Annotated in this window: 17 protein-coding genes and 1 pseudogene; 7 read left to right on the top strand and 11 right to left on the bottom strand. The window is 63.2% G+C overall.

Translation table 11 applies throughout. The features are described from left to right. Positions 1-15: 15 nt before the first annotated feature. Positions 16-453, bottom strand: coding sequence for a VOC family protein (locus tag AC1RQP_RS06525; RefSeq protein ID WP_492936298.1), 438 nt, complete (start codon positions 451-453; stop codon positions 16-18). Between the two features lie 185 nt (positions 454-638). Here AC1RQP_RS06525 and AC1RQP_RS06530 point away from each other — a divergent pair, with 185 nt between their 5' ends. The 5 genes from AC1RQP_RS06530 to AC1RQP_RS06550 all read left to right on the top strand — a co-directional run bounded on the left by AC1RQP_RS06530 (position 639) and on the right by AC1RQP_RS06550 (position 5,730). After that, a complete protein-coding gene (locus AC1RQP_RS06530; protein WP_492936299.1) occupies positions 639-1,511 on the top strand; it encodes an NAD(P)-dependent oxidoreductase in 873 nt (290 codons plus the stop codon). 239 nt (positions 1,512-1,750) lie between these two features. After that, entirely contained in the window at positions 1,751-3,142 is a 1,392-nt protein-coding gene (locus AC1RQP_RS06535; RefSeq protein WP_492936394.1) for a sodium:proton antiporter, read from the top strand. Positions 3,143-3,303: 161 nt separating this feature from the next. Further along, positions 3,304-4,899, top strand: coding sequence for a sensor histidine kinase (locus AC1RQP_RS06540; protein WP_492936300.1), 1,596 nt, complete (start codon positions 3,304-3,306; stop codon positions 4,897-4,899). 44 nt (positions 4,900-4,943) lie between these two features. Continuing rightward, positions 4,944-5,147, top strand: coding sequence for a DUF1289 domain-containing protein (locus AC1RQP_RS06545; RefSeq protein WP_239623005.1), 204 nt, complete (start codon positions 4,944-4,946; stop codon positions 5,145-5,147). 28 nt (positions 5,148-5,175) lie between these two features. Continuing rightward, positions 5,176-5,730 (top strand): TIGR02281 family clan AA aspartic protease, encoded by a 555-nt coding sequence (locus tag AC1RQP_RS06550; protein WP_239623004.1) that lies wholly within the window; start codon positions 5,176-5,178, stop codon positions 5,728-5,730. Positions 5,731-5,735: 5 nt separating this feature from the next. On the opposite strand, the gene dusA is transcribed toward AC1RQP_RS06550, so the two are convergent. Beyond that, positions 5,736-6,728, bottom strand: coding sequence for a tRNA dihydrouridine(20/20a) synthase DusA (gene dusA / locus AC1RQP_RS06555; protein WP_492936301.1), 993 nt, complete (start codon positions 6,726-6,728; stop codon positions 5,736-5,738). A 149-nt stretch (positions 6,729-6,877) separates the two neighbouring features. On the opposite strand from dusA, the gene AC1RQP_RS06560 reads away from it, so the two are divergent. Beyond that, entirely contained in the window at positions 6,878-7,975 is a 1,098-nt protein-coding gene (locus AC1RQP_RS06560) for a site-specific integrase (RefSeq protein WP_492936302.1), read from the top strand. Positions 7,976-8,020: 45 nt separating this feature from the next. On the opposite strand, the gene AC1RQP_RS06565 is transcribed toward AC1RQP_RS06560, so the two are convergent. From AC1RQP_RS06565 to mdeB, 7 genes and pseudogenes are all read right to left on the bottom strand, one after another. Continuing rightward, entirely contained in the window at positions 8,021-8,245 is a 225-nt protein-coding gene (locus tag AC1RQP_RS06565) for a hypothetical protein (protein WP_492936303.1), read from the bottom strand. Between the two features lie 33 nt (positions 8,246-8,278). Beyond that, positions 8,279-8,655: pseudogene (locus tag AC1RQP_RS06570) on the bottom strand (methylmalonyl-CoA mutase family protein); the annotation flags it as partial. 63 nt (positions 8,656-8,718) lie between these two features. Further along, complete coding sequence (locus AC1RQP_RS06575; RefSeq protein ID WP_492936304.1) at positions 8,719-10,734, bottom strand: acetyl-CoA carboxylase biotin carboxylase subunit; 2,016 nt, start codon at positions 10,732-10,734, stop codon at positions 8,719-8,721. An 8-nt stretch (positions 10,735-10,742) separates the two neighbouring features. Continuing rightward, positions 10,743-12,272, bottom strand: a complete 1,530-nt coding sequence (locus AC1RQP_RS06580) for an acyl-CoA carboxylase subunit beta (protein WP_492936305.1) — start codon at positions 12,270-12,272, stop codon at positions 10,743-10,745. A gap of 17 nt (positions 12,273-12,289) precedes the next feature. Further along, entirely contained in the window at positions 12,290-14,005 is a 1,716-nt protein-coding gene (gene lpdA / locus AC1RQP_RS06585) for a dihydrolipoyl dehydrogenase (RefSeq protein WP_492936306.1), read from the bottom strand. Positions 14,006-14,013: 8 nt separating this feature from the next. After that, a complete protein-coding gene (locus tag AC1RQP_RS06590; protein ID WP_492936307.1) occupies positions 14,014-15,294 on the bottom strand; it encodes a 2-oxo acid dehydrogenase subunit E2 in 1,281 nt (426 codons plus the stop codon). Between the two features lie 8 nt (positions 15,295-15,302). Then, positions 15,303-17,981 (bottom strand): alpha-ketoglutarate dehydrogenase, encoded by a 2,679-nt coding sequence (gene mdeB, locus AC1RQP_RS06595; protein ID WP_492936308.1) that lies wholly within the window; start codon positions 17,979-17,981, stop codon positions 15,303-15,305. A 371-nt stretch (positions 17,982-18,352) separates the two neighbouring features. Between mdeB and AC1RQP_RS06600 the strand changes: the two genes are divergently transcribed. Further along, positions 18,353-19,213: an AraC family transcriptional regulator gene (locus tag AC1RQP_RS06600; RefSeq protein WP_492936309.1), complete on the top strand. Its 861-nt coding sequence runs from the start codon at positions 18,353-18,355 to the stop codon at positions 19,211-19,213. A gap of 72 nt (positions 19,214-19,285) precedes the next feature. On the opposite strand, the gene AC1RQP_RS06605 is transcribed toward AC1RQP_RS06600, so the two are convergent. Next, positions 19,286-20,509, bottom strand: a complete 1,224-nt coding sequence (locus tag AC1RQP_RS06605; protein ID WP_036008561.1) for an ABC transporter substrate-binding protein — start codon at positions 20,507-20,509, stop codon at positions 19,286-19,288. 76 nt (positions 20,510-20,585) lie between these two features. After that, complete coding sequence (locus AC1RQP_RS06610; RefSeq protein WP_492936310.1) at positions 20,586-22,451, bottom strand: AMP-dependent synthetase/ligase; 1,866 nt, start codon at positions 22,449-22,451, stop codon at positions 20,586-20,588. Between the last annotated feature and the right edge of the window lies 1 nt (position 22,452).

The following is a 22,452-nucleotide window of genomic DNA, read 5'->3' on the forward strand; positions in this document are numbered from 1 at the left end:
GAAACGCCCAAAAGGCTACTGCCTGCCGATATCGTCAGCCTTTTCCGCGGGCGCCGCCCCCTGCTCCGTGGCGGCCTCGTAATTCAGCTCGATCATGACGCCGTTGGGGTCGTGGACGAAGATCTGCCAGAGATCGCCGCCGGGCACCTGGCGGGCCTCGAACTTCATCCCCTTGGATGCCAGCCGCTGTTTCATGCCGTCAAAGCCGCGACTGACGAAGGCGACGTGGTGGACGACGCCGGAATCCGGCTTTTGTGGCTCCGCGGTCGCAGAAATGTCGACGAGGTGCACCACCGGTTTACCCTCGCTGTACATCCAGGCGCCCGGGAAGGCGAAATTCGGCCGTGCGCCTTTTTCCAGGCCCAGCACGTCCGCGTAGAAGCGGACGGTCTCGGCCAGATTCCGGGTCCGGATGTTGAAATGATCGAGGACGCCAACGCTCACGCCGCCCATGCTCTCGCTCCCTTTTTTTGAAGTCCTTGGGTCCGCCATCCTAGCACAGGGGGCCGCCAAACGAAGCCGTTGCCCTCCGGCCTCAAGGGTTTATGGTGCGCCTCCAATCCGCCCTCACCGCGGAACCCAGGCGCCCCTCGCCTGGCAAGAACCGTAAAACCCAAACTACGGACAAGGTACCACAGATGGCTAAAGTCGCTTTCCTCGGTCTCGGCGTGATGGGCTTCCCCATGGCCGGACACCTCGTGAAAAAAGGGGGCCATGAGGTCACCGTCTACAACCGCACCGCGGCCAAGGCGAAGGAATGGGCGGACAAGTTCGGCGGCAAGACCGCAGCGACCCCGAAGGCCGCCGCCGAGGGCCAGGATTTCGTGATGTGCTGCGTCGGCAACGACAACGATCTGCGCGCGGTCACGATCGGCGCCGACGGCGCGTTCGCCGGCATGAAGAAGGGTGCGACCTTCGTCGACCACACCACCGCCTCCGCCGAGGTCGCGCGTGAGCTGGACGCAGCCGCCACCAAGGCTGGCTTCAAATTCGTCGACGCCCCGGTCTCCGGCGGCCAGGCCGGCGCCGAGAACGGCGTGCTGACGGTGATGTGCGGTGGCGCGCAGGACGCGTATTCGGGTGCCGAGCCGATCATCACAGGCGCCTATGCGCGGATGTGCAAACTGCTCGGGCCCGCCGGAAGCGGCCAGCTGACGAAGATGGTCAACCAGATCTGCATCGCCGGTCTGGTGCAGGGTCTTTCCGAGGGTATCCACTTCGCCAAGAAGAGCGGCCTCGACGTCGCCGCAGTGATCGAGACCATCTCGAAAGGGGCCGCGCAGTCCTGGCAGATGGAAAATCGCTACAAGACCATGAACGAGGACAAGTACGATTTCGGCTTCGCGGTCGAATGGATGCGCAAGGACCTCTCGATCGCGATCGCTGAAGCCCGCCGCAGCGGCGCCAACCTGCCTGTCACCGCGCTGGTCGACCAGTTCTATTCCGAGGTCGAGAAGATGGGCGGCAAGCGCTGGGATACGTCGAGCCTGCTCGCACGCCTGCAACGCTGAGGCTCTGTGGCGGCCTCGTCTACGTCCAGGGCCGTACAACATCGTATGTCGTCGCGACCCGGCCGCGGCGACGTTCAAAACGCGCTAACCGAGATTATCATAAACTACTGGGGTTGCTTAGCGTGATCGCCGCCATCCTCCTCGTTGCCTGCGCCGGCGTCGCGCCGGAGCTCCGACCCGGAATCGCCGGGATCGCCGCGGGTGGTGCCTGCCGGCGAGGATCCCGCCTCATTGCTCGCCTGCTCCCGGTCGCGCTCCTGATCCTGCTTGCATCACCGTCGCAGGCGCTCGCCGCATCGCTCGACGGCGCGGGCATTCGGCCGCAATGGGCGCTCCCCTTCGCCGGCATGCTGCTGTCGATCGCGATATTTCCGCTGGCGGCGCCTCACTTCTGGGAGCACCACCAGGGCAAGATTGCTGCAATGTGGGCGGCCCTGATCGTGCTGCCGCTAGCCGTCTGGTACGGCCCGCTTCCAACCGTCCAGACACTCGTCCATACCGCGCTGCTCGAATACATCCCCTTCATTCTGCTGCTCCTCGCTCTGTTCACCGTGGCCGGCGGAATCGTGGTGCGCGGCAATCTTCACGGCTCCCCGGTTCTGAATACGCTGCTGCTCGCTCTGGGCACTCTGATTGCGAGCGTCATCGGCACGACCGGCGCGTCGATGGTCATGATCCGGCCGGTCCTCCGCGCCAATGACGACCGGCGGCACAACGCGCACGTCGTCATCTTCTTCATCTTTCTGGTGTCCAACATCGGCGGCTCGCTCTCACCCCTGGGAGATCCGCCGTTGTTCCTGGGGTTCCTGCGCGGCGTGGACTTCTTCTGGACGACGACGCACCTGTTCCCCCAGACCACGTTCGTGGCCTGGATTCTGCTCGCCCTGTTCTTTTGCATCGATACTTATCTTTATCGCAAGGAAGGCCGCGTCAAACCGGACCCAACTCCCGACAATCCCTTGCGGATCAGCGGCGGCCTCAACTTCGCTCTGATGGGAGTCATCATTGCTGCGATCCTCTTGAGCGCCAAGCTCGACCTCGGCGGATTTGAGGTTCTCGGCACGCACCTCCAGCTGCAGAATCTTCTGCGCGATGCCGTAATGATCGGCGTCGTGTTCGCATCTCTTGCCGTCACGCCGAAGGAGGACCACGACGCGAACGGCTTCTCTTGGGGCCCCATGATCGAAGTGGCCAAGCTGTTCGCCGCCATCTTCATCACCATCATTCCCGTGCTTGCGATCCTCAACGCCGGCAAATCCGGCGCGTTTGCCTTCGTCGTAAACATGGTCACCAACGCCGACGGCACGCCGAACAATGCCGCCTATTTCTGGTTGAGCGGCCTGCTCTCATCCTTTCTCGACAATGCGCCGACCTATCTGGTCTTCTTTGAGCTTGCTGGAGGCGACGCCAAGCATCTGATGACGAACGGCGCCGTCACCCTGGCCGCGATCTCCACAGGTGCGGTGTTCATGGGCGCAAACTCTTACATCGGCAACGCGCCCAACTTCATGGTGTACGCGATCGCGCGAGCTGGCGGCGTCGCAATGCCGGGCTTCTTCGGGTACATGGCCTGGACCTCCGTCCTGCTGCTGCCTGTGTTCGCGTTGGTCACGCTCGTTTTCTTCAGGTGAAGGGGCTGCGGGTTCCGCGAGCCGAGGTCGGAACCGGGCATTGGATTAACGCCGGGTTAACGTAATTCTTTAGCTCCTTAAGTCAGCTCTTAAGGATTTCTTGCCAGAGATAGACAACGCAGAAGTCCCGCGCCCGGCGTGGGCAGGAATTGTGTTGTTTGATGAGTAACCCCGCTGAAAAGCCCGAGGTTGTGCAGCTGCCGGCCGAGCCGGTGAGCGCGCCATCGGCGAGCAGCCGAAGGGCTGCGGCGCAGCGGGTACGCGAGGCGCGGGACAAGTTAACGTCGACCAGTGGAACCCGGCCGGCTTTCGACGCCGAGATGCTGCGGCAATACGCCCAGACGCGGCTGTCCGCCTCCTATGTCGTGATGCTGCTGGTGGTTGCCACCGGCGTGCTGTTCGGGCTGTGGATGCAGCCGGTCCCGGCCGCGGCCTGGACCGTCGGCATGCTCTGCATCCACAGCGCCATGATCCGCAGTTGCCGGCGCTTCCTGACCGAGCCCGCCTCGCCCGCGGCGACGCGCGCGTGGCGGACGCGCTTCGTCGTGCTCGACCTGCTCTATGGCCTGTGCTGGATGGCGATCCTGATCCATCCCGTGCTCGACATGGTCACGGAAACGCTGATGATGTTCCTGATGCTGCTGGTGATCGCAGTATCGAGCATGCTCGCCGCCAACCTGCCGATCGCAGCCCTTGCCGCCACGGCGCCGGTCGCGGTCGCGATGGCGCTGAGCTTTGCGGTGACCGGTTCGCTGGACAATTACATCCTGGCGGCGCTCGCGCTTGCCGCCGAAGGCTATTTCGTCCTGCTGGCGCACCGCCTCCACTCCTCGACCTTCGCCACGCTGGAAGCGCGCGCAGAGAAGGACGCGCTGATCGGCGAGCTGGAACAGGCCAAGGCGATCTCGGACGAAGCGCGCCACCGTGCCGAAGCCGCCAACGTCGCCAAGTCGCGCTTTCTCGCGCAGATGAGCCACGAGCTGCGCACGCCGCTGAATGCCATCCTCGGCTTCTCCGAGGTGATGAAGAGCGAGATTTTCGGCCCGCATCAGGTCGCCGTCTACAAGGAATATTCCGCCGACATCCATAATTCCGGCGTGCACCTGCTCAACCTCATCAACGAGATCCTCGATCTGTCGCGGATCGAGGCCGGCCGCTACGAACTCAACGAGGAAGCGGTGTCGCTGGTCGGCATCGTCGCCGACTGCCATCATTTGATGAAGCTGCGTGCCTCGAGCCGTGGCATCACCATCCACGAAGTGTTCGAGCAGGCCATGCCGCGGCTCTGGGCCGACGAGCGCGCGATCCGGCAGGTCGTGCTCAATCTGCTCTCCAACTCGATCAAGTTCACCCCGCAGGGCGGCGAGATCTGGCTCAAGGCGGGATGGACCGCCTCGGGCGGGCAATATCTCTCGGTGAAGGATTCCGGCTCCGGCATCCCCGAGGACGAGATTCCGGTCGTGCTCGCCTCGTTCGGCCAGGGCTCCAATTCGATCAAGTCGGCTGAACAGGGCGCCGGCCTCGGCCTGCCGATCGCCAAGAATCTGATCGACCTGCATGGCGGCACGTTCACGCTGAAATCGAAGCTGCGGATCGGCACCGAGGTGATCGTCACCTTCCCGCCGGAGCGTGTGATGAGTGCGCTTGCCCCGCTGTCGGATGATTCTCCGCCGCTCCAGCCGGAGAATTCCGGCCTGCCCGACGAGAAACGCCGGCCGCGCCACAAGCCGATCATGAGTGCGGGGACAGGCTCTTAACGAGATGCTTGCAGAGATGTCCGACGATCCCTCAGAATGTCCGAATGAGCAAAGAAACACCGTGCGTCGCCGTCTGCATGATCGATCCCAAGACCAGGCTTTGCTTCGGGTGCGGCCGGACCTTGCCCGAGATCGCGCGCTGGCATGCCATGGAAAGCGCGGACCGGCTCGCGATCATGGCCCTCTTGCCGGCGCGCATGACGGAAGCTGGACTTGCGCCGATCGCGGGATCGCCGAAACGCATCTGATCCGCCCGTGGGCCGTCGGAGGCGCGCGATGATCCGCTTCCTGCTCGTTCTGGTCATGCTCGCCGGCACGGCAGGTGCCGTGGTCGCCTATGGCGACGCCGACCAAATCGCGCGGGCCAGCCACAAGGTCTCGCACATTTTCCGCGGACAGACCCCCTCCCCTGCGCCGGCCGTACAGATCCCGCGCGGCCAGGGCGGCGAATTCACGTTGCGTGCGAAGATCAATGGCGTCACCGCGCCGATGGTGATCGATACCGGCGCGACATCGGTGGTGCTGACCTGGGAAACCGCGAAAGCAATCGGGCTGCCGCTCGAGATGCTCGAATATGACGTCGACCTGGAGACCGCGGGCGGCCACACCAAGGCGGCCCGGCTCACGCTCGACCGTCTCGCCGTCGGCCATCTCGTGGAGAAGTCGGTGCCGGCCCTCGTCGTGCAGCGCGGCCAGATGAAGACCAATCTGCTCGGCATGAGTTTCCTCGACCGCCTCGAGAGCTGGGGGGTGCGCGCCGACACGTTGATGCTCACCGGGTATCCGGAACTCCAGCGTGGACATCGCCGCTCGCGCATGGCAGTCGACTAACTGACCTACGCCGCCTCCGCCGGCGCGCGCGCGGCGACGTGCGCAATCGCATCGCGCAACACCTCGAGGCCAGCGCCCGGCTTCACCCCTTGCTCGGCCAAATGACGGCGGAAGGCCCGCGCACCCGGCACGGCATGGAATGCGCCGACGAAATGCCGCGTGATCGCATGCAGTCGCGTTCCGCGAACGAGCTGCTGCTCGATGTAAGGCATCATCGCCTCGAGCGCATCCTGCATGGTCGCATGCGGCGCCGCTTCGCCGAAGATCTCCCGATCCACGGAGAGCAGCCGCCACGGCTCCTGATAGGCAGCGCGGCCGAGCATCACGCCGTCGACGTGTTCGAGATGTGCTTTCGCGTCTTCGATGCCGGGAATGCCGCCGTTGATGATGACGGTCACACGAGGCATTGCGCGCTTGAGGCGATAGACGCGGTCATAATCGAGCGGGGGAACGTCGCGATTCTCCTTCGGAGACAACCCGTTGAGCCAAGCCTTGCGGGCATGCACGATCAGCGCATCGCAGCCGGAGGCGACCACCGCATGTGCAAGCGCATCGAGCGCGACCTCAGGGTCCTGCTCATCGATGCCGATGCGGCACTTCACGGTGACGGGAATCGCGACGATGCGTTTCATCGCGTCGACGCCCCTCGCGACCAGATCCGGCTCCGCCATGAGGCAGGCGCCGAAGCGGCCATCCTTTACGCGATCGGACGGACAGCCGACATTGAGGTTGATCTCGTCATAGCCAAACGCCTCGCCGATCCGCGCAGCCTCGGCCAGTTCGCGTGGATCTGAGCCGCCGAGTTGAAGCGCCACCGGATGCTCGCACCGATCGAACCCGAGCAGCCGTTGCCGATCGCCATGGATGACGGCGCCCGTGGTGAGCATCTCCGTATACAGCAGCGCCCGCCGCGTCAGGTGACGATGGAACACCCGGCAATGCCGGTCCGTCCAGTCCATCATGGGCGCCACGGAAAAGCGATAATCTTGATCTTTCAACAAGTTACCCTACACTATCAAAGGACTAGAAGAGGAACATACACCCAGTGTGTGCACTCCAAACTAGCCAAAATTGCACCCGTTTGTACCGCATTTGATCTCGCGGTGCACACGTAGCGCACACGAAATCGGAGTGGAGTGCACACGCAATGGCGACCTTCACAAAGCTTAATTCGGGGAGCTGGCGGGTCCAGGTACGGCGCAAGCGGCAGTATGTGGCCAACACATTTCTACGGCGGCATGACGCTGAAGAATGGGCCCGTGACGTGGAGCGGGCGATCGATCGCGGGATCCCAGTTAGACGGGCTCGTCCCCACGAACCACCGCGGATCTTTTCCGACTTGATCACGCTTCACATCGACGATCTGACCGAAGTCGGAAAGTCTATCGGACGGTCCAAGGCCGCCGTAATGGAGGCATTGAAGGTCTCCCTCGGAAGAGTAAAGATTCAGGATCTAACGCGCGAGCGATTGATCGAATTTGGGAAAAGGCGAGCGAAGCAAGGCGCAGGCCCACCGACGTTATCGATCGATTTCTCTTTCATCCGAACCATTCTTACACACGCCGCCGCCATTCATGGAATTGATGTGTCCGCCGAAAACGTTCGCTTGGCGAGGGTGGCGCTCAAACGCCTCGACCTGATCGGCAAGGGTAACGAACGCGACCGCCGCCCATCGCAGGATGAACTAAGCCAATTGACGGAGTACACCGAGAACAATCCTCGTCAATTTATCCCGCTAGGCAGGATCGTTCGCTTCGCCGTAGCGACTGCAATGCGTCAGGCAGAGATCTGTCGAATAGAATGGTCGGACGTCGACATGCAGAAGCGAACGGTCAAGATACGAGACCGGAAAGATCCTCGGCGCAAGGATGGGAATCATCAGACGATCCCCCTCCTCAACGTGACCGGCTATGACGCCTGGCAGCTGGTACTAGAACAGCGGATTGTAACTCGTGGCAGAGGACGAGTGTTTCCTCACCACTCCAAATCGGTGGGTGCGGCCTTCCGCCGGTCGTGTAAGGCTCTCGATATCGATGACCTGCGGTTTCACGACCTTCGCCACGAAGGCACAAGTCGACTTTTTGAGGCGGGCTTTCCAATCGAGAAAGTCGCCATGGTGACTGGCCACAAAGATTGGCGACAGTTGCGACGCTACACCAATCTTAAGCCGGAAGACCTTCACAAGCTGCAGAAGGCTTCGCAGCCTTCAATGGAAGAACTCATCGAAACGTTGGCTGCCTCGTGACGCGTGCTGTTTCGTTAGAGCGGCTGATGAGTGACATCGTGCCGGTCACTCGCCTACCTGGCTGAATCCGCAAGGCTCCGCGCCGCGGCGGTGATCGTATTTAGCTTGGAAGTCTTCGAATTTCTGCTGCGCTTTCAACAGGCATTCCGACAATTCGCAGCCTTTTTGCTTGTTGAAATCACTACAGAATTCGTTCTTGTCGGAATGATGCTCGAGCTCGCTGTCGACTGGCGGCACGGCACCCGGACTGCCCATTGGCTCGACAGCCACCTCACCTCAGCTCTTCAATTTCAGAAGCGAGCGCTTCCCGACATCACCTAGGACGCGAGGATTATCAGAATCATAGCCGCGGTGGGTCGCCAAATCGAATGCAACCGACAAGCCCTTCTGTCCTGAGGAGAGGACGGAACGATAGAATGCGTTTGAGCCTCTGCAGTCGAGAATCCCGCATACTGGCGGACTGTCCACGGTCTACCAGTATACATCGTCGCCTTAGGACCACGAACGAACGGCGACATGCCAGGTAACGTGTCCAGATGCTCGATCCCATCTAAATCAGACGCCGTATAGATCGGTTTGACTTCAATGCCCACCGGAGCTTTCCGCACGAGCGCGATGGGATCGCCTTTTACTTCCTTCTCGGCAATCCTCTTCCATTCATCTGGTAATGACATCGACATTCTTGATCTCGCAGCGGTTACCGGCCTAATTGTCAACCACGCATCGCGGGCTACATTGCCTGCTTACGCAAATTCCAAAATCAGCGCGTCCACCGCGAGTGTCGCACCCGCGCTGGCATGGATCTTCTTCACGGTGCCGTCCTGCTCGGCGCGCAGCACGTTCTGCATCTTCATGGCTTCGACCACCGCCAGCGTCTCGCCGGCCTTGACCTCCTGCCCTTCGGTCACCGCGATCGAGACCACGAGGCCGGGCATCGGACACAGCAGCTTCTTGCCGGTGTCGGAGGCCGTCGTCACCGGCATCAGCCGCGCGGAAGCCGCCTCGGCCTCGGTCCAGACATAGACCGGCACCTCGACGCCCTGATGCGCGAGGCGGATGCCGTTGGCGATCGGACGCGCCTGCACCGCGACGAGGTGACCGTCGATGGTGCCCTGCCAGACCGGATCGCCCGGCTTCCATGGCGACTGCAAGAGATGCGCATTGCCGGCCTTGCCGTCGGGATCGATGAAGCGGATCGCGATCGCCTCGCCCTCGCGCCCGACCTCGAGCAGGATCTCCTGGCGGTCGAGCCAGACCGAGCGGCGGCGCTCTCGCTGCACGATGCGGCCGCCCATCTGGCCCGAGATCTGCCGCTTGCGCTCACCGAGCACGTGATCGATGGCGGCGCCGACCGCGGCGATCCGCCGCGCGACCTCGCCTTCGGGAACGCGCACCGCAAAGCCCTTGGGGAATTCCTCGGCGATGAAGCCGGTCGAGAGCCGTCCCTCGCGCCAGCGCGGATGGTGCATCAGCGCCGACAGGAACGGGATGTTGTGCCTGATGCCGTCGACGTAGAACGAATCCAGCGCAGTGGCCTGAGCCTCGATCGCAGCCGCGCGCGACGGCGCATGGGTGACGAGCTTGGCGATCATCGGATCGTAGTGGATCGAGATCTCGCCCCCCTCCTGCACGCCGGTGTCGTTGCGGATGGTGATGCCGTCCTTGCTGGCTTCCGCCGGCGGGCGATACTTCACGAGCCGCCCGATCGAGGGCAGGAAGTTGCGGAACGGGTCCTCGGCGTAGAGGCGGGACTCCACCGCCCAGCCCGTCAGCGTGACGTCCTTCTGCGCGATGGCGAGCTTCTCGCCGGCGGCGACACGGATCATCTGCTCGACGAGGTCGATGCCGGTGACGAGTTCCGTGACGGGATGCTCGACCTGGAGGCGCGTGTTCATCTCCAGGAAGTAAAAGCTCTTGTCCTGGCCGGCGACGAACTCGACGGTGCCGGCGGAGTCGTAATTCACGGCCTTGGCCAGCGCGACCGCCTGCTCGCCCATCTTGCGGCGGGTGGCCTCGTCGAGCAGCGGCGACGGCGCTTCCTCGATGACCTTCTGGTTGCGGCGCTGGATCGAGCATTCGCGCTCGCCGAGATAGATCACGTTGCCGTGCTTGTCGCCCAGCACCTGGATCTCGATGTGGCGGGGATCGACGATGAACTTTTCGATGAAGACGCGGTCGTCGCCGAACGAGGCCTTGGCCTCCGCCTTGGCGAGATTGAAACCCTCGGCAACTTCGGCCCTGGAATGCGCAATGCGCATGCCCTTGCCGCCGCCGCCGGCGGACGCCTTGATCATCACGGGATAGCCGATCGCATCGGCGATCTTGACCGCGTGCTTGTCGTCCTCGATCACGCCGAGATAGCCGGGCACGGTCGAAACCTTGGCCTTGGCGGCCGCCTTCTTCGATTCGATCTTGTCGCCCATCGCGGCGATGGCGCCGGGGTTCGGGCCGATGAAGACGATGCCGGCGGCTTCCAGCGCGCGCGGGAACGCCTCGCGTTCGGACAGGAAGCCGTAACCGGGATGCACGGCCTCTGCGCCCGTCTTGCGGCAGGCCTCGACGATCTTCTCGATCACCAGATAGCTCTCGGCCGCTGCCGGCGGACCGATCAGGACGGCTTCGTCGGCCATCTCGACATGGAGGGCATCGCGGTCGGCCTCGGAATAGACCGCAACCGTCTGAATTCCCATCTTGCGGGCGGTCTTGATGACCCGGCAGGCGATTTCGCCGCGATTGGCGATCAGAATCCGTTTGAACACTGCTCTACTCACAACGGCAAATTGTCGTGCTTCTTCGCCGGCGCTTCGACCTTCTTGTCCTTCAGCATTGCCAGCGCCCTTGCGATCCGCTTCCTCGTCGAGTGCGGCATGATGACGTCGTCGATGTAGCCGCGCTCGGCGGCGATGAACGGGGACAGGAAGCGGTCTTCGTATTCCTTGGTGCGGGCCGCGATCTTGTCGGGGTCGCCGATGTCAGAGCGGAAGATGATCTCGACCGCGCCCTTGGCGCCCATCACCGCGATCTGGGCGGTCGGCCAGGCGTAGTTCATGTCGGCGCCGATCTCCTTGGAGGCCATGACGTCGAAGGCGCCGCCATAGGCCTTGCGGGTGATGATGGTGACCAGCGGCACGGTGCACTGCGAATAGGCGAACAGCAGTTTTGCGCCGTGCTTGATCAGGCCGCCATATTCCTGCGCGGTGCCGGGCAGGAAGCCCGGCACGTCAACGAAGGTGACGATCGGGATGTTGAAGGCGTCGCAGAAGCGGACGAAGCGCGCGGCCTTGCGTGAGGCATCGCTGTCGAGCACGCCGGCCAGCACCATCGGCTGGTTGGCGACGAAGCCGACGGCGCGGCCCGCGATGCGGCCGAATCCCGTGACGATGTTCTTGGCGAAGCTTTCCGCGATCTCGAAGAAGTCGCCCTCGTCGACGACCTTCAGGATCAGCTCCTTCATGTCGTAGGGCTTGTTCGGATTGTCGGGGATCAGTGTGTCCAGGGACATGTCGACCCGCTCGATGTTGTCGAAGCTCGGCCATTCCGGCACGCCGTCAGTGTTGTTGGACGGCAGGAAGTCGATCAGGCGGCGCATCTGCAACAGCGTCTCGACGTCGTTCTCGAACGCGCCGTCGGCGATCGAAGAGCGCGTGGCGTGCACCGAGGCACCGCCCAGCTCTTCCGCCGTGACGACCTCGTTGGTGACGGTCTTCACCACGTCGGGGCCGGTGACGAACATGTAGCTGGTGTTCTTCACCATGAAGATAAAGTCGGTCATCGCAGGTGAATAGACGTCGCCCCCGGCGCAGGGGCCCATGATGACGGAGATCTGCGGGATCACGCCGGAGGCCAGCACGTTGCGGCGGAACACGTAGGAATAGCCGGCGAGCGCGGCAACGCCCTCCTGGATGCGGGCGCCGCCCGCGTCATAGAGGCCGATGATGGGCGCCCTCGCCTTCATCGCCATATCCTGGAGTTTCGTGATTTTCAGCGCGTGCGTTTCCGAGAGGGAACCGCCGAACACGGTGAAATCCTTGGCGAAGACGAAGGTCTTGCGGCCGTTGACGGTGCCCCAGCCGGTGACGACGCCGTCGCCAGGCACCTTGGTCTTCTCCATCCCGAACTCGGTGGAGCGGTGCTCGACGAACATGTCGAACTCCTCGAACGACCCCTTGTCGAGCAAGAGCTCGATGCGCTCGCGCGCGGTCAGCTTGCCGCGGGCGTGCTGCGCCTCGATGCGCTTCTCCCCGCCGCCGAGTTTGGCACCGGCGCGACGTTGTTCAAGGGCTTCGATAACGGACATCGATTGGGCCAACTGATCTACCGGTTTCTGGCGATTGGAGGCAGGTCGGTGCAAATGCCCTCATAGACTTCGGCAGCCATGCCGATCGTCTCGCCGAGGGTCGGATGCGGGTGAATGGTCTTGCCGATATCGATCGCGTCAGCCCCCATTTCGATCGCGAGACAGATTTCCCCGATCATATCGCCGGCATGCGGTCCGACGATCACGCCCCCGACGATGCGACCGGTTTCGACGTCGAACAACAGCTTCGTCATGCCATAGGACGCGCCCGACGCGATAGCCCGGCCGGACGCGGCCCATGGGAATTTTGCCGAACGGATCTTCCCTCCGGATTCGGCGACATCACGCTCGGACTTGCCGACCCAGGCGATCTCAGGATCGGTGTAGGCGACATTGGGGACGATCTTCGCCGTAAAGGCCGCCGGCTTCCCGGCGGCTATTTCCGCGGCGACGTGCCCCTCGTGAACGGCCTTGTGGGCCAACATCGAACCGCCGACGACGTCGCCGATGGCGAAGACGTTGCGCACCGTCGTTCTCATCTGCTCGTCGACCTGAATGAAGCCGTTCGGATCGATTGCAACGCCGATCCGTTCGAGGCCGAGTTCGCCGCTGTTAGGAATGCGGCCCGCAGATTGCAGTACGAGATCGTAGGATCGCGTCTCAACTGACGCGCCCGTGATAGCAACCGTTACGCCATCGGGCGTCACCACGGCAGTTGATACGCTGCTTTCAAGGTCGATATGCTCGAAGCGATGCGCGTTGCGCGAACGCCAGATCTTCACCGCATCGGCATCCACGCCCGCCAGAATATCGGGAAGCCTTTCGACAAGATCGATCTTGGCGCCGAGCGCGCTGTAGACGGTCGCCATCTCCAGCCCGACGATCCCCGCTCCGATCACGAGCATGCGGCCCGGACTGCTTCGCAGCGCGAGCGCGCCGGTCGAGGTCACGACCCGCTCGTCCTTGGGAAGCACCGCCAACTGCACCGCGCGCGAGCCCGTCGCGATGATACAATGTCCGAAATCGATCTGCTGCGAGCTTGCCCCCTCGCCGGCAATCTCGAGCCGCGTGGCGGAGGCGAATTTCGCGGTGCCGCGGATCACCGTGACGCGGCGCGCCGCCGCCATCTGGCGCAACCCATCCGTCAGCTTCGTGACGGTGCCGTCCTTGAAGGCGCGCAGCGCCTGCAGATCGATCTGCGGCGCGCCGAAGCGAATGCCCAGGTCGGCGATCCGCTCGGCTTCCTCTTTGACCGCCGCAACATGAAGCAGCGCCTTCGACGGGATACATCCGACATTCAGGCAGACTCCGCCCAGGGTGCCGTAGCGTTCGACGATCGCGGTCCTCAAACCAAGATCTGCGGCCCGAAACGCTGCTGAATAGCCGCCCGGCCCGCCTCCGATCACGACAAGATCGTAGCGTGCATGATCTGTTGCACGCTGGCCAGCATCGGCCTGATCCGCCGAGACCGCCTCGCCTTGCGCGCCCGCTTTGTCCGACCCCGACGCCGTGCCAATCATGGAGCCTTGAGACACCTTGTCCCCAACACGCAGCGAAACGCTGGTGATCACCCCTGCAATCGGCGACGGAATCTCCAGCGTCGCCTTGTCGGATTCCACGGTGATCAACGCCTGCTCTCGCGCGACGACGTCGCCCGCCCTGACGTGGACCTCGACGACTTCGACGTCTCGGAAATCCCCGATGTCGGGGACCCGAATCTCCTCTGTCCGCATCTGCGTCCTCACAATGCGAAGCGCCGCAGATCGGAGAGCACCGACGCGACGAAACCTAGGAACCGGGCCCCGGCCACGCCGTCGACGACCCGGTGATCCCACGACAGACTCAGGAAAAGGACGAGCCGCGGTTCGAATTCGCGCCCATTCCAGACTGCCTCGGTGGCGGCACGACCGGCTCCGAGGATTGCCACCTCGGGCGCGTTGATGATGGGCGTAAATCCCTGACCGCCGACGCCTCCCAGAGACGACACCGAGAAACAGCCGCCCTGCATGTCGCCCGACGCGAGCTGCCCCGCGAGCGCCTTGTCGGCGAGCGAGCGCATCTCCGCGGCGATCTGCCGGAGGCCCTTCTTATCGCAGTCCCGGATCACCGGCACGACCAGACCCTTCGGCGTGTCGACGGCGAAGCCGACGTGGACGTAGTGCTTGAGGATCAGCTCGTCGCCATCGAGCGACGAATTGAAGCGCGGGTATTTTTGCAGCGCCAAGGCCGCGGCCTTGATCAGCAGCGACACCATGGTGAGCTTCGCCGTGTCCTTCGCGGCCTCGGCATTGGCGAGCTGGCGGAAGGCTTCGGCGTCGGTCACATCCGCTTTGTCGAAATTCGTCACATGGGGAATGACGTTCCAGTTGCGCGAGAGGTTCGCGCCGGTCAGCTTCTGGATCCGCGTCAGCGGCAGGCGCTCGACCGCGCCGTACCTCTCGAAATCCACCTTGGGCCAATCGACCGGCGCCTCGGGCGCGGGCGCCATCGCCGGCCCCGATCGCACCATTCCATTGACGAAGGCCGCCACATCCTCGCGCAGAATCCGGCCCTTGGGGCCGGTGGGCACGACAGAGTCCAGCGCCACGCCGAGCTCACGCGCCAAAGCGCGAACCGACGGCGACGCATGCGCATCCCCGCTGGGCCGGGGCTGCTGTGCACGTGCTCGCGAACCATCGACTGGAGCGGCGGGCGCCGGCTGTGACCGCGCCTCCTGCTGCGAGGACCGTTGCTCCACCTGTGGCGCCGACGCAGCCGCCGGCGAAGGCGCGGTGGATTCACCGCGACCTTCGAGGATCATCAGAACCGAACCTTGAGAAACCCGCGCCCCGACGTCGATCATCAATTTGGCCACCGTGCCTGCGGCCGGGGATGGCACCTCCATCGTCGCCTTGTCGGACTCGATCGACAGCAACGGCATGTCGATCGTGACCTCGTCACCGACCGACACATTGATTTCGACGACCGGAACATCCTTGTAGTCCCCGATATCCGGCAGAACGACTTCAAGTGATTGAGACATGCGCCCTCTCAGCGAGACCAAGGTGATGCAACGCCGGTCAGCAATCCGTAGCTAGCGATGGCCTCGGCGACCTGCTCGCGCGCCACTTCACCCGATTTTGCCAGCGCCGATAGCGCCGCAACGACGATCTGCTTGCGATCGACCTCAAAGAAGCACCTCAGCGCGGCGCGTGTATCGCTGCGCCCGAAGCCGTCGGTGCCCAGCACCGTATAGGGTGCCTCGATGTAAGAACCGATCAGTTGCGGATACGCCCGGACATAATCCGATGCCGCGACGATCGGCACCTTGCCGCCGAGGCATTGTGCGACGTGGCTCTCGACCGGGGGCGACAGCGGCGAGAGCCGATTCGTTCGCTCCACCTCACGGGCCTCACGCGCCAGCTCGGAAAAGCTCGTTGCCGACCAGACTTCACTGGGCACCTTCCATTCGCTTTGCAGCATCGCCGCGGCGGCGAGCGCCTCCGGAAGAATGGCGCCCGAGCCGACCAGCCTGACCTTCGCCGGCCCGTCAGCGCTCGGCAGAACCCGATAGAGACCCTTGATGATACCGTCGCGCGCATCGTCGGGTATCGAGGGCTGCGCATAGTTTTCGTTCATCGCCGTGAGGTAATAGAACTCGTCGTTGCCCTGCTCGAGCATCGACCGCATGCCGTAATCGACGATGACGGCCACCTCGTAGGAGAATGCCGGATCGTAGGCCCGGCAGTTCGGAACGGTCGCCGCCATCAGATGGCTGGACCCGTCCTGATGCTGCAAGCCTTCGCCGCCGAGCGTCGTCCGGCCGGCCGTCGCCCCGATCAGAAAGCCACGCGCGCGCTGGTCCGCTGCCGCCCAGATCAGATCGCCGACCCGCTGAAAGCCGAACATCGAATAATAGATATAGAACGGCAGCAACGGGAAGTTATGAATGCTGTAGGAGGTCGCCGCCGCGGTCCAGGACGAAATCGCTCCCGCCTCGGTGATCCCTTCCTCCAGCAATTGACCGTCGATCGCTTCCTTGTAGTACAGCATCGAGCCGGCATCTTCCGGCTCGTAGAGCTGCCCCGCCGGCGAGTAGATGCCGACCTGCCTGAACAGGTTCGCCATTCCGAAGGTACGGGCTTCGTCGGCGACGATCGGAACGATGCGCGGGCCGAGCGTCTTGTCCTTGAGCAAATTGGTGAACAGCCGCACGATCGTCATCGTGGTCGACGTCGCCTTGCCGTCGCCGCGCAGCGCGAACTCCGCGTAGGATTGCAGCGGCGGCACTGGCAGGGCCACCGAAGCGCGTCGCCGCACCGGCATGTAGCCGCCGAGTGCCGCGCGACGGGCGCGCAGATACTGAATTTCCGCGCTGTCTTCCGCAGGCCTGAAGAATTCCAGATTCTCGACTTGCTCGTTGCTGAGCGGCAGGGCGAACCGGTCGCGGAACGCATACAGCGCGTCGACGTCTAGCTTCTTGGCCTGGTGCGACGTCATGCGCGACTCGCCGGCGCCGCCCATGCCGTAGCCCTTCTTGGTCTTCGCCAGAATGACGGTCGGCCGACCCTTGATGTCCTTCGCGGCGGCAAAGGCCGCGAACAGCTTCTTGAAGTCGTGGCCACCGCGCTTCAGGCCGTCGATATCCGCGTCCGACATGTGCGCAACCAGCGCCCGGACCTCGGGGTCCTCGCTGAAGAAGTTGGCGAGGTTGTAGGCCCCATCCTTGGCGCCGAGCGTCTGATATTTGCCATCGACGGTGTCGGCGAATTTGCGCAGCAGCGCATGGTTGCTGTCGCGCGCGAAGATATCGTCCCAGTCCGATCCCCACAGCACCTTGATGACGTTCCAGCCGGCGCCCTGGAAGAGAGATTCGAGTTCCTGAATCACCTGCCCGTTGCCGCGGACCGGCCCGTCCAGGCGCTGCAGGTTGCAATTGACGACGAAGGTGAGGTTGTCGAGATTTTCCCGCGCCGCCAGGGCGAGCCCGGCGATCGATTCCGGCTCGTCCATCTCACCGTCGCCGAACACACCCCAGACGTGGCGACCAGCCGTCTGCACCAGGCCGCGATGCTGCAGATACCTCATGAACCGCGCCTGGTAGATCGCGCTGATCGGGCCGAGGCCCATCGACGCCGACGGCACCTGCCAGAACTCCGGCATCAGCCAGGGATGCGGATAGGACGACAGACCGGGGCCGCTCAGTTCCCTGCGATACAGCTTCAGATTTACGTCCGACAGTCGGCCTTCGAGATACGCTCGTGCATAGACTCCGGGGGACGAATGCGGCTGGAAATACACCAAGTCCCCCTCCGACTCGGAGCTTGACGCACGAAAGAAATGATTGAAACCGACTTCGAAAATCTCCGCGGCCGAGGCGTAGCTGGCGACGTGCCCGCCGAGTTCCCCATAGGCCTTGTTGGCACGGACCACCATCGCGAGCGCGTTCCAGCGAATGATCGCCGTCAGGCGGGTCTCGATCGCGATGTCGCCGGGGTAGGTCTTCTGCTGCTCGAGCGGAATGGAATTGCGATAGGGCGAAAACGGCGGAGAGTCCGGCAGAACGCCGAGCTCCTTCGCACGCCGATCGAGCGCAGCCAGGATGTATCGCACGCGCTCGGCACCGGCGTTGTGGTGGAGCGATCCAAGCGAGGCGAGCCAATCGGCGGTTTCGACCGCGTCCTGATCGGCGTTGACGGCCTTGCGTGGCGGATCGATGTGTGCAGTCATGCGTCGGGCTCCCAGAAAGCCCGCACTTGGTAGCATCGGGTGCTGTGGCACGTGCTGCCGAATACGGCCGCCTTCCGACGGATTACCCGGCTCCGGAGGGACGCCGATGCTCGCATCGCAGCATTGTCTGCTGTTGGTTTAATCAGGCGAGTGATCGAGCCGTGGGCCGCCTGATAGGTGCTTCCGCTTGGTCACGGCGCAACATGCCGCATCACTAAGCGCTCAGGCCGCAGTAGCGGGCATCTTGTCGCAGATCAGCGAACTCGACGGCTCGCCCCGACTAGTGACCTGACCTTTCAAAACAGCTAACCTCGGTTAGCAGCAGGATCTGCATCAAGGCTTGACTGACTTGACGAATTGGCAGGATTGAAATGCCGCCCGAGCCCGAGTTCGATCGCGATTTTGCGCGAATGGATCTGCCCGATCTTCGGATCAACTATGATCCGGTCGATCCGGATCAGTTCGATCGTCCCGTCACTTCATTCTGTCTCGAAACCAGCAAAGACAACGACGACCTGCCGCTGCACTCACACCGCAAAGGCCAATTGGTCGTCGCATCTCATGGCTCGGTGATGTGCCGGGCGCCTGGCGGCTTGTGGATCGTGCCTCCGCAAGGCGCGGTATGGATCCCGGCCGGCGTGCAGCACAGCAATTGCGTGGCCGATTTCGGCAAACTCTACACCGTGTTCATCGATCCACAGGTCAGCATGCTGCCGCGGACCTGCTGCACGCTGATGATCACGTCGCTGGTGCGCGAATTGATCCACCGCCTCTCGGTGTTCCCACCGCTCTATCCGCTGGAAGGACCGACCAGCCGTCTCGGCCGGGTTTTGCTCGACGAACTCGTGCAGATGCCGACGACGGATGAAATGTATCTGCCGATCTCCCCCGACGCCCGTCTTCAACACCTCGCGACCTCCTTGTTGAATAATCCGGGCGACCGCAGTACAATGGACGAAGTCGCCTCGCGCTACGCGATGAGCGACAGTACGTTCGCACGCTTCATCGCCAAGGAAACAGGGATGACCTTCGGGCGCTGGCGCCAGCGTCTCCACATTCTGATCGCCATGCAACGTCTCACGGCGGGGAGTTCGGTCCAGGCCGTGTCGCTGGAACTGGGCTACGAAACGCCCAGCGCGTTCATCACGATGTTCAAGAAGACGATGGGACAGAGCCCCCGCCGCTTCCTTGCCGAGCGATCGCGCCTGATACATTCGGACAGTTTGCCCTAGCTCGCACGTCCCTGCCTCGGCATTTGACGACAGCGCCCCCACGACGCTTTCGCGGGGCCGCACGGAACGACGTCAGCGTTTGCTGTAAGGCGCAAGCGGATATTCGAGCGACGCTTCCGCGATGGCCTTTGGAGCCACCACCCGCGGCCTGCCTTTCAAACCCTGCAGCATCACCATCGAACAGTGGATGTTCTGGCCGGTCTCGTCGAACTTGGTGTTGTCGCCGTACATCAGGAAAGGCTTCATGTCGGTCGTCTTGAGCGCGCCGTGAATCGCCGGCGACTCCGGCGACGCCGCCCGCGTCACGGCGTCTGCGACGATCTGAACTGCCTCGAACGCGCAGCCCGCATTGGCGTCGAACCAGTCGTTCGGGTAGTCGGCCGCGAACATCTTCATGATCTTGTCGGTCTCGGCGCCCTTCGGATTGAGCCACAACGCCGACAGAACCGGACCGTCACCGTACTTTCCGAGCGCGTCGTGATACGCCTTGTCCGACACGCCGTTGGAGTTGGGCGAAAATACCATCTTGGGATCCCAACCCTGCTTGATGCATTCGCGCGCGATCATGATCGCGTCGTTGACGCGCGTGACCGAGATCAAGGCATCGGCACCCGACGCTTTCGCCTTGGCGACCTCCACCGACAGGTCCTTGGCCTTCTCGTCATAGGCAACGTACTGCGCGATCTTGAGCGGAACACCCACTTCCTTCCACGCCTGATCAATGCTGGCTGCCGTCGACTGCCCCATCGTGTTGTTGAGATGGAGAACGACGGCGCTGCTCGGCGGATCCTTCAGCGTGCCGAGCACGGACTTCAGCTCGGCCAGCGATTGCCGCACGATGGTCAGCGACGTGGGGTAATAGCGGAACACTTGGGTGAAGCCCTGCGAAGTCACCTGGGTGGCGCTCGCGATGTGGACCACCATCGGCACCTTCGCGGCCTCGCAGGCCTGCAGCGCTGAAATCGTGGCACCGGAATCCCACGCGCCGATCAGCACGGTGCAGCCCTGCCGGATCAGGCTCTCGGCGGCAATCCGGCCGTTCTCCGGACGGCTTTGCGTATCGGCGTGAACGATCTCGATGTCGAGGCCGAACTTCTCACGCGCGAATTTGGCGCCGAGATCGATGCCGCGCACGCAGGCCTGACCGGGAAACGCCAGCACGCCGCTGCTGGGCATGATCGCTCCGACCTTCACCTTCGTGGTCGCCGCAAACGATGGCCTCGATACCAGGCCTGCCGCAATTCCCAATCCGCTTCCGACAATCGTCCGCCGCGTGATTCCGCTTCGCTTGGTCATCTCGATGTCCTGTTGCTGAAGGAGTGAACTGTATCTTGACTGGTAGCTTCGTAGGTCTGGGGAGCGACCGCCGACGTCAAAGGCCCATCTCGGCCTTGATCAGCTTTTCCTCGGTTTCGTCGTAGAGAGATGCGATCAGCGACTGATAGCGCTCGTTGATCTGCTTGCGACGCTTTTTCCGCGTCGGCGTCATCACGCCGTTCTCGAGCGACAGCTCCTCCGGCAGAATGCGGAACGCCTTGATCTGCTCGGCTCGCGCCAGCCTTCCGTTGGCCTTGCCAATCTCCGCCTCGATCAGCCGGTTGACGATCTCGGAGGCTGCCAGGTCGGCGTAACTCGTGATCTTGTCGTCGCGCGACTTCGCCCAGTCCATTGTGGCAGTGGCATCCACTTCGATCAGGGCGGTGAGATATTTTCGCCCCTCGCCGATGACCGCCGCCTCGGAGATGAAGGGGCTGTGCCTCAGCTCGTTTTCGATCTGAGTTGGGCTGATTGATTTGCCGTTCGACGTGTTGATGATCTCCTTCTTCCGGTCGACCAGCTTGAAGATTCCTTCCGGCGACACTTCGACGATGTCGCCGGTGTAGAGCCAGCCGTCGCGCAGCGCCGCCTTCGTTTCGTCCGGCTTGTTCCAATAGCCCGCGAACAATCCCGGTCCACGGACGATCATCTCACCGTCCTGGAGCACGGCGGTTTCCCAAGCCGGATCCGGCAACGGGACCCCGACATTGCCGGCCTTCGGCCACTCCGCCATCTGCACCAGGTTGGCACCGACCAATTCGGTCTGGCCGTAGCACTCCTTGAGCTGCAAGCCCCACAGCTGCCACAGCGACATCAGCTCGGACGGCATCGCCGCCGACGAAGTGAACGCGACCTTCAGCTCGTCGAAACCGACCTCCGCGAGCAGCGGCAGGAACACTTGCTCGCGGCAGGCCGCGAATAGTTTCGAGACGAAGGCGTCTTCGTGGCCGCCCTGGCGGTCTTCGAGCGCCCTGCGCGCGATCGTCATGGCGAGCGCGTAGTTCTGATCTCCCGCGCCGCCGGCAGGATGCACCTTGCTGAGAATTTGCGTCGCAAAACGCTGGTAGAACCGCGGCGGCGCCATGTAGTAGGTGGGCTTCACCTCTTTGATCGTCTGGGCGAAGTCCGCGGTCGTCTCGCCGAAATAAGGAACTGCGTCGGCGATCAGCGGCAACGTCGTCGCCTGCCCGCGCGCGACGGTATGCGACATCGGCAAATGCACGACCACCCGGTGTTCCTCCTCGCGCATGCTGGGGCCGAACAGGGTGATGCAATGAACGCCGGCGAGAATGGAAAGGTGCGTCAACATGGCGCCTTTGGGGTTCCCGGTCGTCCCGGACGTATAACCGATGCTGACGACATCGGACGCCTTTGCTGTCGCGCTCTCCTTCTGCAGATAATCATGCGCATCGACATCGGGTGCTCCGACAAAGTCGGACAGCGACTTGATCGACGCCGTGGCCTCGCCGGTCCAGTCCGGGTCGAGCACGATGATGCCGCGGAGCAGCTCGGCCTGATTGGAGGCGATCACGATGCGAAGCTGCTGCTCCCCGCCGACGAACGCGAACCTCGCGCCTGAATCCGTGAGACAGTAAGCCACCTCTTCCGGTGACGAGGTGAAGTACACGCCCACCATGACGCCCCCGGCGCACATCGTGGCCATGTCGGCGATCAGCCATTCCTCGGACGAATCGCCCATGATCGCGACCCGATCGCCTCGCTCGAGACCAGCACGCCGGAGCGCGCTAGCCAGGTTCACGACACGCCGCGCATAGGCGCCCCACGTCATGGCGGTCCAGGCGCCGTGACGCTTTTGTTGCACGGCGATCTTGTCGGGCCGCTCCGCAAGTCGCGCAGCCAAAAGTTGCGCGACGGTCGTATCGGCCAACTGGGCGCCGGATGTAATCGCACCGACGTTCATC

This window comes from Bradyrhizobium sp. GW821-FHT13H06 (assembly GCF_058803975.1).

What these genes read in the sequence shown, in the direction of transcription:
- mdeB (WP_492936308.1), bottom strand. Translation starts at nt 17,981, where the DNA reads ATGACTGCACACATCGATCCGCCACGCAAGGCCGTCAACGCCGATCAG.
- AC1RQP_RS06530 (WP_492936299.1), top strand. Translation starts at nt 639, where the DNA reads ATGGCTAAAGTCGCTTTCCTCGGTCTCGGCGTGATGGGCTTCCCCATG.
- AC1RQP_RS06525 (WP_492936298.1), bottom strand. Translation starts at nt 453, where the DNA reads ATGGGCGGCGTGAGCGTTGGCGTCCTCGATCATTTCAACATCCGGACC.
- AC1RQP_RS06560 (WP_492936302.1), top strand. Translation starts at nt 6,878, where the DNA reads ATGGCGACCTTCACAAAGCTTAATTCGGGGAGCTGGCGGGTCCAGGTA.
- AC1RQP_RS06550 (WP_239623004.1), top strand. Translation starts at nt 5,176, where the DNA reads ATGATCCGCTTCCTGCTCGTTCTGGTCATGCTCGCCGGCACGGCAGGT.
- AC1RQP_RS06545 (WP_239623005.1), top strand. Translation starts at nt 4,944, where the DNA reads ATGAGCAAAGAAACACCGTGCGTCGCCGTCTGCATGATCGATCCCAAG.
- lpdA (WP_492936306.1), bottom strand. Translation starts at nt 14,005, where the DNA reads ATGCGGACAGAGGAGATTCGGGTCCCCGACATCGGGGATTTCCGAGAC.
- AC1RQP_RS06610 (WP_492936310.1), bottom strand. Translation starts at nt 22,451, where the DNA reads ATGAACGTCGGTGCGATTACATCCGGCGCCCAGTTGGCCGATACGACC.
- AC1RQP_RS06580 (WP_492936305.1), bottom strand. Translation starts at nt 12,272, where the DNA reads ATGTCCGTTATCGAAGCCCTTGAACAACGTCGCGCCGGTGCCAAACTC.
- AC1RQP_RS06540 (WP_492936300.1), top strand. Translation starts at nt 3,304, where the DNA reads ATGAGTAACCCCGCTGAAAAGCCCGAGGTTGTGCAGCTGCCGGCCGAG.
- AC1RQP_RS06605 (WP_036008561.1), bottom strand. Translation starts at nt 20,509, where the DNA reads ATGACCAAGCGAAGCGGAATCACGCGGCGGACGATTGTCGGAAGCGGA.
- AC1RQP_RS06600 (WP_492936309.1), top strand. Translation starts at nt 18,353, where the DNA reads ATGCCGCCCGAGCCCGAGTTCGATCGCGATTTTGCGCGAATGGATCTG.
- AC1RQP_RS06590 (WP_492936307.1), bottom strand. Translation starts at nt 15,294, where the DNA reads ATGTCTCAATCACTTGAAGTCGTTCTGCCGGATATCGGGGACTACAAG.